General features: G+C 73.4%; 11 protein-coding genes. All 11 read left to right on the top strand.

Features of this window, described 5'->3' with window-relative positions; translation table 11 throughout:
- The first annotated feature begins 11 nt into the window (after positions 1-11).
- A complete protein-coding gene (locus tag NMQ01_RS05830) occupies positions 12-1,556 on the top strand; it encodes a UDP-N-acetylmuramoyl-L-alanyl-D-glutamate--2,6-diaminopimelate ligase (RefSeq protein WP_255185919.1) in 1,545 nt (514 codons plus the stop codon).
- The gene (gene murF / locus NMQ01_RS05835) at positions 1,553-2,959 is read left to right on the top strand and encodes a UDP-N-acetylmuramoyl-tripeptide--D-alanyl-D-alanine ligase (protein ID WP_255185920.1); all 1,407 of its coding nucleotides are present in this window, start codon (positions 1,553-1,555) and stop codon (positions 2,957-2,959) included. Before NMQ01_RS05830 ends, murF begins: the two co-directional genes overlap by 4 nt.
- The gene (mraY, locus tag NMQ01_RS05840) at positions 2,956-4,038 is read left to right on the top strand and encodes a phospho-N-acetylmuramoyl-pentapeptide-transferase (protein WP_255185921.1); all 1,083 of its coding nucleotides are present in this window, start codon (positions 2,956-2,958) and stop codon (positions 4,036-4,038) included. The genes murF and mraY overlap by 4 nt, the downstream gene beginning before the upstream one ends.
- The gene (gene murD / locus NMQ01_RS05845; RefSeq protein WP_255185922.1) at positions 4,035-5,534 is read left to right on the top strand and encodes a UDP-N-acetylmuramoyl-L-alanine--D-glutamate ligase; all 1,500 of its coding nucleotides are present in this window, start codon (positions 4,035-4,037) and stop codon (positions 5,532-5,534) included. Before mraY ends, murD begins: the two co-directional genes overlap by 4 nt.
- Before the next feature lie 2 nt (positions 5,535-5,536).
- Positions 5,537-6,817: a putative lipid II flippase FtsW gene (gene ftsW / locus NMQ01_RS05850; RefSeq protein ID WP_255185923.1), complete on the top strand. Its 1,281-nt coding sequence runs from the start codon at positions 5,537-5,539 to the stop codon at positions 6,815-6,817.
- A complete protein-coding gene (gene murG / locus NMQ01_RS05855) occupies positions 6,814-7,926 on the top strand; it encodes an undecaprenyldiphospho-muramoylpentapeptide beta-N-acetylglucosaminyltransferase (protein WP_255185924.1) in 1,113 nt (370 codons plus the stop codon). Before ftsW ends, murG begins: the two co-directional genes overlap by 4 nt.
- A gap of 52 nt (positions 7,927-7,978) precedes the next feature.
- Positions 7,979-9,358, top strand: coding sequence for a UDP-N-acetylmuramate--L-alanine ligase (murC, locus tag NMQ01_RS05860; protein ID WP_369694862.1), 1,380 nt, complete (start codon positions 7,979-7,981; stop codon positions 9,356-9,358).
- On the top strand, positions 9,355-10,098 hold the full coding sequence (locus NMQ01_RS05865; protein ID WP_255185926.1) for a cell division protein FtsQ/DivIB: 744 nt from the start codon (positions 9,355-9,357) through the stop codon (positions 10,096-10,098). Before murC ends, NMQ01_RS05865 begins: the two co-directional genes overlap by 4 nt.
- A gap of 158 nt (positions 10,099-10,256) precedes the next feature.
- Positions 10,257-11,594, top strand: a complete 1,338-nt coding sequence (gene ftsZ / locus NMQ01_RS05870) for a cell division protein FtsZ (protein WP_255185927.1) — start codon at positions 10,257-10,259, stop codon at positions 11,592-11,594.
- A gap of 94 nt (positions 11,595-11,688) precedes the next feature.
- Positions 11,689-12,429 (top strand): polyphenol oxidase family protein, encoded by a 741-nt coding sequence (locus tag NMQ01_RS05875; protein ID WP_255185928.1) that lies wholly within the window; start codon positions 11,689-11,691, stop codon positions 12,427-12,429.
- A complete protein-coding gene (locus NMQ01_RS05880) occupies positions 12,426-13,130 on the top strand; it encodes a YggS family pyridoxal phosphate-dependent enzyme (protein ID WP_255185929.1) in 705 nt (234 codons plus the stop codon). Before NMQ01_RS05875 ends, NMQ01_RS05880 begins: the two co-directional genes overlap by 4 nt.
- Position 13,131 lies beyond the last annotated feature (1 nt).

The raw sequence follows: 13,131 nt of genomic DNA on the forward strand, positions 1-13,131 counted from the left end.
GGTCGCGGATCGTGTCTTTTCCTCGCCCCGAGCGGGTCGCCCCGCTGACTCTGGCTGCCGTCGCCGACCTCGTCGGCGACGGCGCACCCGCGCCGGTCCACGGTGACCCGGCCACCGAGGTCACCGGTGTCTCCCTCGACACCTCGACCGTGCGCCCCGGGGACCTCTGGGCCGCGCTGCCCGGCGCCCGCGCCCACGGCGCCGACTTCGTCGACAAGGCGGTGGCTGCCGGTGCCGTCGCCGTCCTCACCGACGCCGACGGCGTCTCCCGGCTGCAGGCGAAGGGGAGTGACCTCCCCTTCGTCGAGGTCGAAGGACCCCGCAGCGTCCTCGGCCGGGTCGCCGACGCCGTCTACGACAGCGCCGCGCGGCGGCCGACGATGTTCGGCATCACGGGGACCAACGGCAAGACGACGACCGCCTACCTCATGGTGTCCGCGCTCGAGGCGCTCGGCCGCACGACCGGTCTCATCGGCACCATCGAGACCCGCATCGGCGACGAGCGGATCAAGTCGGTGCGCACGACCCCCGAGACGACCGACCTGCACGCCCTCCTCGCGACGATGGGGGAGCGCGATGTCGACGCCTGCGTCATGGAGGTCTCGAGCCACGCGCTGACCCTCCACCGGGTCGACGAGGTCGTCTACGACGTCGCCCTCTTCACCAACCTCAGCCAGGACCACCTCGACTTCCACGGCACGATGGAGGCCTACTTCCGCGCGAAGGCGAGCCTCTTCACCCCCGCCCGCTCCCGCCGCGGCGTCGTCTGCGTCGATGACGAGTGGGGGATGCGGCTGGCGGAGGAGGCCACCGTGCCGGTCACGACGGTCACCTCGCGGCTCGACGTCGAGGCCGACTGGATCATCGGCGGCGACCCGCGGGAGGCCCAGATGACGCTCACGCGCGGCGAGCAGGTGCTCGAGCTCGAGTCGGCGCTGCCGGGCGACTTCAACCGGGTCAACACCGCGATGGCTGCCGTCGCCCTGCTCGAGAGCGGTATCGCGCCGCAGGACGTCGCCCGCGCCGTCCTCACCCGCCCGCAGGTCCCCGGTCGCATGGAGCTCGTCGCCCCGAGCGACCCGACCCGTGAGGACCTGCCGACGGCGGTCGTCGACTTCGCGCACACGCCCGACGCCGTCGGGGCGGCCCTCGCCGCGCTGCGCCCGCAGACCAACGGCCTGCTCGTCGTCGTGCTCGGCGCCGGCGGCAGCCGCGACCCGGGCAAGCGCCCGGGCATGGGTGCCGCCGCTGCCGCCCACGCCGACGTCGTCATCGTCACCGACGACAACCCCCGTGAGGAGGACCCGGCCACGATCCGCGATGCCGTCGCGGAGGGGGTCTGGCCCCGCTCACGGGCCCGTCTCGAGGTCGTCGAGGGCCGCGTCGCGGCCATCGAGCTGGCCGTCGAGATCGCCCACGGATCCGGGCCCGGCGCGACCGTCGCCGTCCTGGGCAAGGGCCACGAGCAAGGACAGGAAGTGCGCGGAGAGATCCGTGAGCACGACGACCGGGCGGTCCTGCGGGCCGCCCTCGACCGCCGGAGCGTCACCGGATGATCCCCACGAGCCTGGGCGCCCTCGCCGACATCACCGGCGGGCGCCTCCACGCCGCCAGCCCGGACGAGGCCGGCGCGATCGTCGTCGACGGCCCCGTCGTCACCGACTCGCGCGAGGCCGGCCCCGGCAGCCTCTACGTCGCCCGGGTCGGCGAGAGCGCCGACGGGCACGACTTCGTCCCCGGCGCCGCCGCGGCGGGTGCAGTGGCCGCCCTGACGACCCGTGAGGTCGACGGGCTGCCGTGCCTCGTCGTCGAGGACGAGCAGGCGGCCTTCGTGGCCATCGCCCGCCACCTCGTCGACTCCCGCCCGGAGATGACCGTCATCGGCATCACCGGCTCCTCCGGCAAGACGAGCACCAAGGACCTGCTCGGGTCCGTGCTGGAGACCGCGGGGGAGACCGTCGCCCCCGTCGGGTCCTACAACTCCGAGGTCGGCGTGCCCCTGACCGTCTGCCGGGTCACCCCGACGACGGCGCACCTCGTCGTCGAGATGGGCGCCCGCGGCATCGGCCACATCGACTACCTCACCCGCATCGCCCCGCCGCGCATCGGCATCGTCCTCAACGTCGGCCACGCCCACGTCGGCGAGTTCGGCTCCGTCGAGGCGATCGCCGAGGCGAAGGGGGAGCTGCCCGCCGCCCTGCCCGCAGACGGTGTCGCCGTGCTCAACGCCGACGACCCGCTCGTCGCCGCGATGGCCGAGCGGACCACCGCCCGGGTCGTGCTTGTCGGCGAGTCCGAGACCGCCGACGTGCGGGCCACCGACGTCACCGTCGACGAGATGGGGGCCGCGTCCTTCACCGTCACCGCCCCCTTCGGCACGGCGCGGGTGCGCCTGGGGCTCATCGGGCGCCACCACGTCGGCAATGCCCTGGCCGTCATCGCGGCCGCCGAAGCCGCGGGGATGACGCTCGACCAGGTCGTGCCCGCCCTCGAGGCCGCCCGGCCGCTGAGCCGTTGGCGGATGGAGGTCTCCCGCCGCGACGACGGGGTCGTCGTCGTCAACGACGCCTACAACGCCAACCCCGACTCGATGTCCGCCGCGCTGCGCAGCCTCGCGTCGATGTCGACGACCGGGCGCCGCTGGGCCGTGCTCGGCGCGATGCTCGAGCTCGGCGAGGCCTCCGCGGAGCTGCACGCCGCCGTCGGCCGCGAGGCCGCGGAGCTCGGCACCGACGAGATCCTCGTCGTCGGCGAGGTCGCCGAGCCGATCGCGGCCGGGGCGCGCGACACTGCTCGTGAGGACGGTCCGCACGTGCGGGTCGTGCCCGACGCCGACGCCGCCGAGGCGGTGCTCGCCGCCGAGCTCGCCGCGCCCGACGTCGTCCTTCTCAAGTCCAGCCGCGACGCCGGGCTACGGTGGCTCGGAGACCGCATCGTCCAGAGGGAGGCCCGCGCATGATGGCGGTGGTCATCGCTTCTGTCGTGTCACTCGTCGTCGCCCTGCTGGGCACGCCGATGTTCATCACGTACCTCGTCAAGCAGGGGTACGGCCAGTTCATCCGCGACGACGGCCCGACCTCGCACCACACCAAGCGCGGCACCCCGACGATGGGCGGTGCCGTGATCATCGCGGCGACCGTGATCGCCTACTTCGTCGCGCACCTGGCCACCCTCCAGACGCCGACGGCGAGCGGCCTGCTCGTGCTCTTCCTCATGGTCGGTCTGGGGGCCGTCGGCTTCGCCGACGACTTCATCAAGATCAGCAAGCAGCGCAGCCTCGGCCTGAAGTCGGGCGAGAAGCTCCTCGGCCAGACCCTCGTCGGCGTGACCTTCGCGGTGCTCGCCCTGCAGTTCCCCAACGAGGCGCTGCGCCGGCCGGCGTCGACGCACATCTCCTTCGTGCGCGACACCGCCCTCGACCTGGCCTTCTTCACCCCGCTCGTCGGCCTCATCCTCTTCGTGCTCTGGGCCAACCTCATGATCGCGGGCACGTCCAACGGCGTGAACCTCACCGACGGTCTCGACGGTCTGGCGACGGGCGCCTCGGTCATGGTCTTCGGGGCCTACGTCGTCATCTCGATCTGGCAGTTCAACCAGAACTGCCAGACCAACCCCGTGGCCAACTGCTACGACGTGCGCGATCCGCTCGATCTCGCCGTCGTCGCAGCCGCCGGCACCGGGGCCTGCTTCGGCTTCCTGTGGTGGAACGCCTCGCCGGCCAAGATCTTCATGGGCGACACCGGCTCGCTCGCCCTCGGCGGCGCGATCGCCGGTCTGGCGATCCTCTCGCGCACCCAGCTGCTCGTCGTCATCCTCGGCGGCCTCTTCGTGACGATCACCCTCTCGGTGATCATCCAGGTCGCGTCCTTCAAGTCCACCGGCAAGCGGGTCTTCCGGATGGCGCCCCTGCAGCACCACTTCGAGCTGCTCGGCTGGCAGGAGGTGACGATCGTCATCCGCTTCTGGATCATCGCGGGGCTCTTCGTCGCCATCGGCCTGGCGATCTTCTACGCCGAGTGGGTCGTGGGGGCACCGTGACCGACGCTGCCTCCCGCGAGGCGCGTCTGGCCGGGCTGACCTGCCGCGAGGCCGACTGGGCCGGGCTGCGCGTCGTCGTCACCGGACTCGGCGTCTCCGGCTTCGCCGCCACCGACGCGTTGCTCGAGTACGGCGCGCAGGTGCACGTCGTCGACGCCAAGGTGCCCGAGCCGGACACCCAGATGGCCCAGCGCGCCCAGATCCTCGAGGTCCTCGACGCCCACCTGCACCTGGGTGACGGCGCCGAGCAGAGCCTGCCGGTGCCCGCCGACGAGATCGACCTCGTCGTCACCTCACCGGGCTGGCCCCCGCACCAGCCGCTGCTCGCCGCGGCAGCCGCGGCCGGCATCCCCATCTGGGGCGACATCGAGCTCGCGTGGCGGATGCGCCCGCGCGCCGGGGGCGCGCCCTGGCTGCTCGTCACCGGCACCAACGGCAAGACGACGACGGTGCAGATGCTCACCTCGATGCTGCGCGCCGCCGGGCTGCGCGCCGCGAGCGCGGGCAATGTCGGCACCCCCGTGCTCGACCTCGTGCAGGACCCCGAGCCCTACGACGTCATCGCCGTCGAGCTGAGCAGCTTCCAGCTGCACTGGAGCCACTCCCTTCGTCCGCAGGCGGCGGCCTGCCTCAACATCGCGCCCGACCACCTCGACTGGCACGGCTCCCTCGAGGAGTACGCGCGGGCCAAGGGCAAGGTCTACGCCAACGCCGAGATCGCGTGCGTCTACAACGAGCAGGACCCCGCGACCCGGCGCCTCGTCGAGGAGGCCGACGTCGTCGAGGGGTGCCGGGCGGTGAGCTTCACCCTCGGCTCGCCCGGGCCGTCGATGCTCGGGCTCGTCGAGGACGTCCTCGCCGACCGGGCCTTCGTCGAGGACCGGGCGACGACCGCCGCCGAGCTCGGCAGCCTCGAGGACCTGCGCGGCGACGCGCCGAGCGTCGCGCCGCACCTCGTGGCCAATGCCCTCGCCGCCGCCGCTCTCGCCCGTGCCCACGGGGTGCCGCCGGTCGCCGTCCGCGACGGGCTGCGCGCCTGGCAGCCCGAGCCGCACCGCATCGCGCACGTCGCGACCGCCGGTGACGTGCACTGGATCGACGACTCCAAGGCGACCAACCCGCACGCCGCCGAGGCGAGCCTGACGGCTCACGAGCACGTCGTCTGGGTCGCCGGCGGCCTGCTCAAGGGCGCCGACGTCGACGAGCTCGTCGCGGCCGCGGCCGGCCGGCTGCGGGCCGCCGTGCTCATCGGTCGTGACCGGGAGCAGATCGCGGCCGCCATCGCCCGACACGCGCCCGATGTCCCGGTGATCGACGTCGCCGCGACGGACACTGGGGCGATGGACCTCGTCGTCCGGCACGCGGCCTCGCTCGCCGTCCCCGGCGACGTCGTGCTGCTGGCCCCGGCGGCGGCGTCCATGGACATGTTCGACAACTACGGGGCCCGCGGCGACGCCTTCGCCGCGGCGGTGCACAGGTACCTGCAGGAGGGGTGAGCGTGAGCAGCAGCGCAGCGACCGGGTCCGGTCGAGGCCGCGCGCGCCGGACGCGCTCCACCAGGGTCGACGAGTGGGTGGCGCGCTTCGAGTCGCCGATGACGACCTACTACCTCCTGCTCGGCATCATCGGGCTGCTCGTCGGCATCGGCCTGGTCATGGTCCTGTCGGCGTCGATGATCGTCTCCCTGCGGGAGAACGACAGCTCCTTCACGATCTTCCTCAAGCAGTTCATCTTCGCCATCGCGGGCGGCCTCGCCCTGTGGTGGGCCTCGCGGCGCAGCATCGGCTTCTGGAAGAAGATGTCGCTGCCCGCCGTCGGTCTCTCGATCCTCCTGCTTCTGCTCGTGCTCACCCCGCTCGGCTTCGGCTTCCAGGGCAACCGCAACTGGATCGGCGTCGGGTCGCTGTCGATCCAGCCGAGCGAGATCGCCAAGATCGGGCTCGTCCTCGCCGGAGCCCTCGTCCTCGAGCGCAAGCGCGCCCTGCTCGGCTCGATCAAGCACGCGATCGTGCCCTTCCTCGTGCCGGGCGTCATGATCGTCGTCGGCCTCGTCATGCTCGGCCACGACCTCGGCACCGCCATGGTCATCTGCGCGATCGCCGTCGGCATGCTCTTCGCGGCGGGCGTGCAGCTGCGCTGGTTCGCGCTCGGCGCCGGCGTCCTGGCGCTGCTCGGCGTCCTCGCCGCGAGCATCGGCAACAACCGCATGCAGCGCATCCAGATCTGGCTCGACCCGCAGCAGTGCGCGCCGGGCACCGACCTCTTCTACGGCATCTGCCGGCAGTCGGTCCACGGCCGCTACGCCCTCGCCGACGGCGGGTGGATCGGTGTGGGTCTGGGCGCCAGCCGGGAGAAGTGGGGCTGGCTGTCCGAGCCCTACAACGACTTCATCTTCGCGATCATCGGCGAGGAGCTCGGCCTCATCGGCACGCTGACCATCCTCGGTCTCTTCGCCGCCTTCGCCCTCGCCGGGCTGCGCCTGGTGACCCGCACGGACGACTTCTTCGTCCGCATCGCCACCGCCGGCATCTGCACCTGGGTGCTCGTGCAGGCGATGATCAACATCGGCGCCGTCATCGGGATGCTCCCGGTCATCGGCGTCCCCTTGCCCTTCGTCTCCTCCGGCGGGTCATCGCTCGTGACCTCGATGCTCGCCGTCGGCATCCTGCTCAGCTTCGCGCGGGGCGAGCCGGGGTGCTCTGAGATGATCGCCGCCAAGCCCTCGCGGGCGCGTGCCCTGCTCGCCCGCTTCCCGAGCAGGAGGACCTCGTCGCGATGACGCCCACCCGCCCCTCACGCATCCTGCTGGCGGGGGGTGGCACAGCGGGTCACGTCTCGCCGCTGCTCGCCCTCGCCGACTGCCTGCGCCGGCGCGACCCCGCCACGCAGATCCTCGCCCTCGGCACGTCCGAGGGCCTGGAGTCCCGGCTCGTGCCGGAGCGCGGCTACGACTTCGCGACCATCCCCAAGGTGCCGCTGCCACGCAAGCCCTCCGGCGACCTCGTCCGGCTGCCGGTCAACCTCCGTCGCGCCGTCGCCGCGGCCGGGCGGGCCATCGAGCAGGTCGACGCGCAGGTCGTCGTCGGCTTCGGCGGCTACGTCTCGACCCCGGCCTACCTCGCCGCCCGCAAGGCGGGCGTGCCGATCGTCATCCACGAGCAGAACGCCCGCGCCGGGGTGGCCAACAAGGTCGGTGCCCGCTTCACCGACGTCGTCGGCGTGACCTTCCCCGGCACCAAGCTCTCCGGCGGCCGGGTCATCGGCATGCCGCTGCGCCCCGAGATCGTCGCGCTCGACCGGGCGGCGACGCGCGCGGAGGCCCGCGCGGGCCTCGGGCTGCGCGAGGACCTGCCGGTCCTGCTCGTCACGGGTGGGTCGCTCGGCGCCAAGCGGCTCAACGACGCCTTCGAGGCGAGCGTCGCGACGCTGCGCGACGCAGGCGTGCAGGTGCTGCACGCGACCGGGGCGGGCAAGGACTTCGTCGCCACCGGCGGCGACCCCTCGGTGCCGTACGTCGTGCTGCCCTACGTCGACCGCATGGACCTGGCCTATGCGGCCGCCGACGCGGTCGTCTGCCGGGCGGGTGCCAACACCGTGTGCGAGCTGACGGCCGTCGGCCTGCCCGGCGTCTACGTCCCGCTGCCCATCGGCAACGGCGAGCAGCGGCTCAACGCGGCCGGGGTGGTCGAGGCCGGCGGCGGCCTGCTCGTCGAGGACGCCGACGTCGACCCGGCGTGGGTCGCCCGCGAGATCGTCCCGCTGCTGAGCGACCGGGCGCGCCTGGAGTCGATGTCGGCGGCCGCGGCCGCCGTCGGGCACCGCGACGCCGACGAGACCCTCGCCGACATGGTGACCGAGGCGTGGGTCGGCGGTGGCCGGCGTGGCTGACACCCTGCCCCCCGTCCCGCGCAACCCCCGCTTCGACGTCCTCGCCCCCCGGGTGCCACTGGCCGACCTCGGGGTCGTGCACGTGCTCGCCGCCGGTGGCGCGGGCATGTCGGCGATCGTGCGCCTGCTCCTCGACGCGGGCGTCGAGGTGCGCGGGAGCGATGCCCACGAGTCGCCGCTGCTCGAACGGCTCCGTGAGCGCGGCGCGACGATCTGGGTCGGGCACGACCCGGCGCACCTCGAGGGCGCCGACACCGTCGTCGTCTCCTCCGCCATCCGCGAGGACAACCCCGAGCTGGCCGCGGCCCGGGAGCGGGGACTGCGCGTGCTCCACCGCAGCCAGGCGCTCGCCTCCGCGATGGGGGAGCAGACCCGCATCGCCGTCGCCGGGGCCAACGGCAAGACGACGACGAGCTCGATGCTCACCGTCGCGCTCCTCGAGGCCGGGGCCCGCCCCTCCTTCGCCCTCGGTGGCGAGCTGTCGACCCAGGGCGTCAATGCCGCGCTCGGCGAGGGCGCCCCCTTCGTCGCCGAGGCCGACGAGTCCGACGGCTCCTTCCTCGCCTACGCGCCGCAGGTCGCCGTCGTCACCAACGTCCAGCCCGATCACCTCGACTTCTACGGCGACTTCGCCACCGTCGAGGCCGCCTACCTCGAGTTCGCCGAGACGATCAACGACGGGGGTCTGCTCGTCGCCTGCGCCGACGACCCCGGCTCCGAGCGCCTCGCGACCCGGGCGCAGGCAGCGGGTGTGCGCGTGCTGCGCTACGGCTTCGCCGAGGGCGCCGACGTGCGTCTCGTCGACCCCGAGCTCGACGGGACGAGCGCCCGCGCCGGTCTCGTCGAGGGCGACGTGCGGCGTGAGCTGGTCATCGGTGTGCCCGGTCGGCACAACCTGCTCAACGCCGCTGCCGCCTACACGGCGGCCGCCCACGGCACCGGTACCGACCCGCAGGCGGTCCTCGACGGGCTCGCGGCCTACGGCGGGACCCGACGTCGCTTCGAGACGAAGGGGGAGGCCCGCGGGGTCACCGTCGTCGACGACTACGCGCACAACCCCGGCAAGGTCGAGGCCGTCGTGCGCACGGCGAAGGAGATCGCCGGCGAGCACCGGTTGTGGGTGCTCTTCCAGCCGCACCTGTACTCGCGGACGCGCGACTTCGCCGAGGCCTTCGCCGCCGGGCTCGAGCCGGCCGACGAGGTGCTGCTGCTCGACGTCTACGGGGCGCGCGAGGACCCGATGCCCGGGGTCAGCTCGCAGCTGATCGCCGACCCGCTCGCCGCGCGTGGTCGCTCGGCGCGGGTGCTGCCCGCCGACGAGGCCGTCGCCCGCGTCGCCGCAGGCGCCGTCGCCGGAGACCTCGTGCTCACCGTGGGGGCCGGCGACATCACCCACCTCGGGCCGCGACTGCTCGAGGCCCTGGGGCGATGAGCCGGGGGAGCGGGACCCGCGCGGCGACCGAGGAGCGGTTCGCGCAGCGGGCAGCCCAGGCGCGCGGCCAGCGGGTGCGCCGCTGGCTCGTCGGCCTGCTCGTCGTGGCCCTGCTCGTGGCCTTCGGCTGGGCGGTCGGCTTCTCCTCCCTGCTCGCCACCCGCGAGGTGACCGTCAGCGGAGCCGACCCGGCCGACCGGGCCGACGTCGAGGAGATCGCCGAGCGCCAGGTCGGGACGCCGCTCGCCCGGGTCGACGGTGACGCGGTGGCCTCGTCGATCACCGACGAGGTCCCGGCGGTCGCCCACGCCCGCGTGGAGCGGGGCTGGCCGCACACCCTGAAGGTCAAGGTGACGTCGAGGGTTCCGGCGCTCGCGGTGCGCCAGGACGGGGGCGGCTTCCGGCTGCTCGACCTCGACGGCGTCGAGATCCGCACCGTGCGCTCCGCGCCCCGGGACGTGCCGACAGTCAGCGCCGAGAGCGGCGCGGAGGTCTCCGGTCACGGGGTGCGCGCGGCGCAGGGCATGCTCGCCGCGCTGCCCGACGACCTGCGCGAGGACGTCGACGACGTCACCGTCGACTCGGCCGACCAGATCACCTTCCAGCTCGGGAAGACCAAGGTCTCCTGGGGTGACGGCAGCAGTCCGGACGTGAAGGTGAGGGTCATCCAGGTGCTCCTCGACAAGAAGCCGAGGACGATCGACGTCTCGGCGCCCGACACGCCCGTCACGACGGGCTAGCGGGGGATAGGCTGGCGACACGCGGGCGTGGCGTTTGCCCCGGCGGCCCGCGCCGCATAACGTCACCCGCACACCGAGCGTGATCAAAACGTAACCCTGAAGTTCACCTTGAGCTTCGAGGTCGAGGCACCACCGAGCAGCAGCAACAGGAGTCCCCCGTGGCATCAGCCCAGAACTATCTGGCCGTTATCAAGGTCGTCGGCATCGGCGGCGGTGGCGTCAACGCCATCAACCGCATGATCGAGGTCGGCCTCAAGGGCGTCGAGTTCATCGCGATCAACACCGACGCCCAGGCCCTCCTGATGTCCGACGCCGACGTCAAGCTCGACGTCGGTCGTGAGCTGACCCGTGGTCTCGGTGCCGGCGCGGACCCCGAGGTCGGCAAGAAGGCCGCCGAGGACCACGCGGAGGAGATCGAAGAGGTCCTCAAGGGGGCCGACATGGTCTTCGTCACCGCGGGCGAGGGTGGCGGCACCGGCACGGGTGGTGCCCCGGTCGTGGCCAAGATCGCCAAGAGCCTCGGTGCGCTCACCATCGGCGTCGTCACGCGCCCCTTCACCTTCGAGGGCCGTCGTCGCGCCAACCAGGCCGAGTCCGGGATCGGTGCCCTGCGCGACGAGGTCGACACGCTCATCGTCATCCCCAACGACCGGCTGCTGTCGATCAGCGACCGGGCCGTGAGCATGCTCGACGCCTTCCGCAGCGCCGACCAGGTCCTGCTCTCCGGTGTCCAGGGCATCACCGACCTCATCACCACGCCGGGTCTGATCAACCTCGACTTCGCCGACGTCAAGTCCGTCATGCAAGGGGCCGGCTCCGCCCTCATGGGCATCGGCTCGGCGCGTGGTGAGGACCGTGCCGTCCAGGCCGCCGAGCTGGCGATCTCCTCGCCGCTGCTCGAGGCGAGCATCGACGGCGCCCACGGCGTGCTCCTGTCGATCCAGGGTGGCAGCGACCTCGGTCTCTTCGAGATCAACGAGGCGGCCCGCCTGGTGCAGGAGGCCGCCCACCCGGAGGCCAACATCATCTTCGGCGCGGTCATCGACGACGCCCTCGGCGACGAGGTGCGCGTGACGGTCATCGCCGCCGGCTTCGACGGCGGTGCACCGCAGCAGCGTCCCGACGACCGGGCCCTCGGGCAGGTGCAGTCGGGCGGTCAGGGTCGTGCCGCGGCCCCGGCGCAGCAGGCTCCCGCCCAGGCGGCGCCGGCCCAGCAGCGTCCTGCCCAGCAGGCTCCGGCGCAGGCCGCTCCCGCCCAGCAGCGTCCTGCCCAGCAGGCTCCGGCGCAGGCGGCCCCGGCGCAGCAGGCTCCGGCCCAGCAGGTTCCTGCTCAGCAGCAGGCGCCCGCTCAGCAGCAGCCGCCGGCCCAGCAGCCCGTGCAGCAGCCCCCGGCCCAGCAGCCGCCGGCGCAGCAGCGTCCGGCCCAGGCCGCGCCGCCGCGTCAGGTGACCTTCGACGACGGTGACGACCTGGACGTCCCCGACTTCCTGAAGTGACCACCGGTTGACGTGACACGCAGGGCCCCGACCGCACCGGTCGGGGCCCTGCGTCGTGTGTCGTCCGTCGACCGCGGGGAGATAGGTTGCAGACGTGTTCGCCTGGAGAGATGACGCCCCGGGGCTCGTGCGAGCCTTCACCGACCGACACGGCGGCCGCAGCGTCGCCCCCTTCGCCGGCCTCAACCTCGGCGCCCACGTCGGTGACGACCCCGACGCCGTCCGGGGCAACCGGGAGGTCGTCGAGCAGGCCGTCGGCCTGCCGCTCGTCCTCGCCGACCAGGTCCACGGCGCCGACGTCGTCCACGTGACCTCGCAGCTGCTCGAGGCCCCCCGCACCACCACCGGCGCCGTCGGGGAGGGCGACGCACTCGTCACCGACCTGCCCGGCGTCGCCCTGGGCGTCCTCGTCGCCGACTGCACCCCCGTGCTCGTCCACGACGCGGCCGGTGGCCTCGTCGGGGCCGCCCACGCCGGTCGGCCGGGGATGGTCGCCGGCGTCGTGCTGCGGCTCGTCGAGGCGATGCGCGACCTCGGTGCCCGTGACCTGCGCGCCACCGTCGGGCCCTCGGTCTGCGGACGCTGCTACGAGGTGCCGGCCGACATGCGGGCCGCTGCAGCCGAGGTCTCCCCGCCCTCCGCCGCGGTCACCTGGACCGGCACACCGGCCATCGACGTCGCGACCGGGGTCGTCGACCAGCTGCAGGGCGCCGGCGTCCCGGTCGAGTGGGTGCCCGGGTGCGCCCGCGAGGACGACTCGCTCTACTCCTACCGCCGCGACGGCCGGACCGGCCGCTACGCGGGCATCATCGGCCGGCGGGGCGAGTCGGCATGAGCGCCGAGCGTCGGGACGAGCTCGCCGCCAACCTCGCGGCGGTCGAGCAGCGCATCGACGCGGCCTGCGAGGCCGCCGGGCGGGACCGGGGGCAGGTGCACCTCGTCGTCGTGACGAAGTACTTCCCGCGCAGCGACCTCGACCTGCTCGTCGAGCTCGGGATGCGTGACCTCGGCGAGAACCGCGAGCAGGAGGCGGCGGCCAAGCTCGCCGACGGAGGCACCCCGGTGGGGGTGCGCGCCCACTTCATCGGGCAGCTCCAGTCCAACAAGGCCGGCGCCGTCACCCGCTGGGCCGATGTCGTGCAGTCGGTCGACCGGCCCAAGCTCGTCGGTGCGCTCGCGCGCGGCGCCGAGGCCGCCGGCCGGGAGGTCACCGCCCTCGTCCAGGTCAACCTCGACCCGCAGGCAGACGGCGGTCGTGGGGGAGCGGACCCGGCCGACGTGCCGGCCCTCGCCGACGCGATCGCGAGCTCCTCCCTTCGTCTCGGGGGCCTCATGGCGGTGGCGCCGCTCGGGGCGGACCCGGACCGCGCCTTCGCCCGTCTCGCGGAGCTGTCCGAGGCCCTGCGCGCGGACCACCCGGAGGCGACGTGGGTCTCCGCAGGCATGAGCGGTGACCTCGAGTCGGCCGTGCGCCACGGTGCGACACACCTGCGTGTCGGGACGGCAATCCTCGGAGAACGTCCGTCACACCGGTAAC

The sequence above is a fragment of the Janibacter sp. CX7 genome (assembly GCF_024362365.1).
Classification (GTDB): domain Bacteria; phylum Actinomycetota; class Actinomycetes; order Actinomycetales; family Dermatophilaceae; genus Janibacter.

Excerpts from the sequence above, each read along its gene's own strand:
- murF (WP_255185920.1), top strand. The coding sequence starts at position 1,553 with ATGATCCCCACGAGCCTGGGCGCCCTCGCCGACATCACCGGCGGGCGC.
- mraY (WP_255185921.1), top strand. The coding sequence starts at position 2,956 with ATGATGGCGGTGGTCATCGCTTCTGTCGTGTCACTCGTCGTCGCCCTG.
- murG (WP_255185924.1), top strand. The coding sequence starts at position 6,814 with ATGACGCCCACCCGCCCCTCACGCATCCTGCTGGCGGGGGGTGGCACA.
- NMQ01_RS05865 (WP_255185926.1), top strand. The coding sequence starts at position 9,355 with ATGAGCCGGGGGAGCGGGACCCGCGCGGCGACCGAGGAGCGGTTCGCG.
- NMQ01_RS05880 (WP_255185929.1), top strand. The coding sequence starts at position 12,426 with ATGAGCGCCGAGCGTCGGGACGAGCTCGCCGCCAACCTCGCGGCGGTC.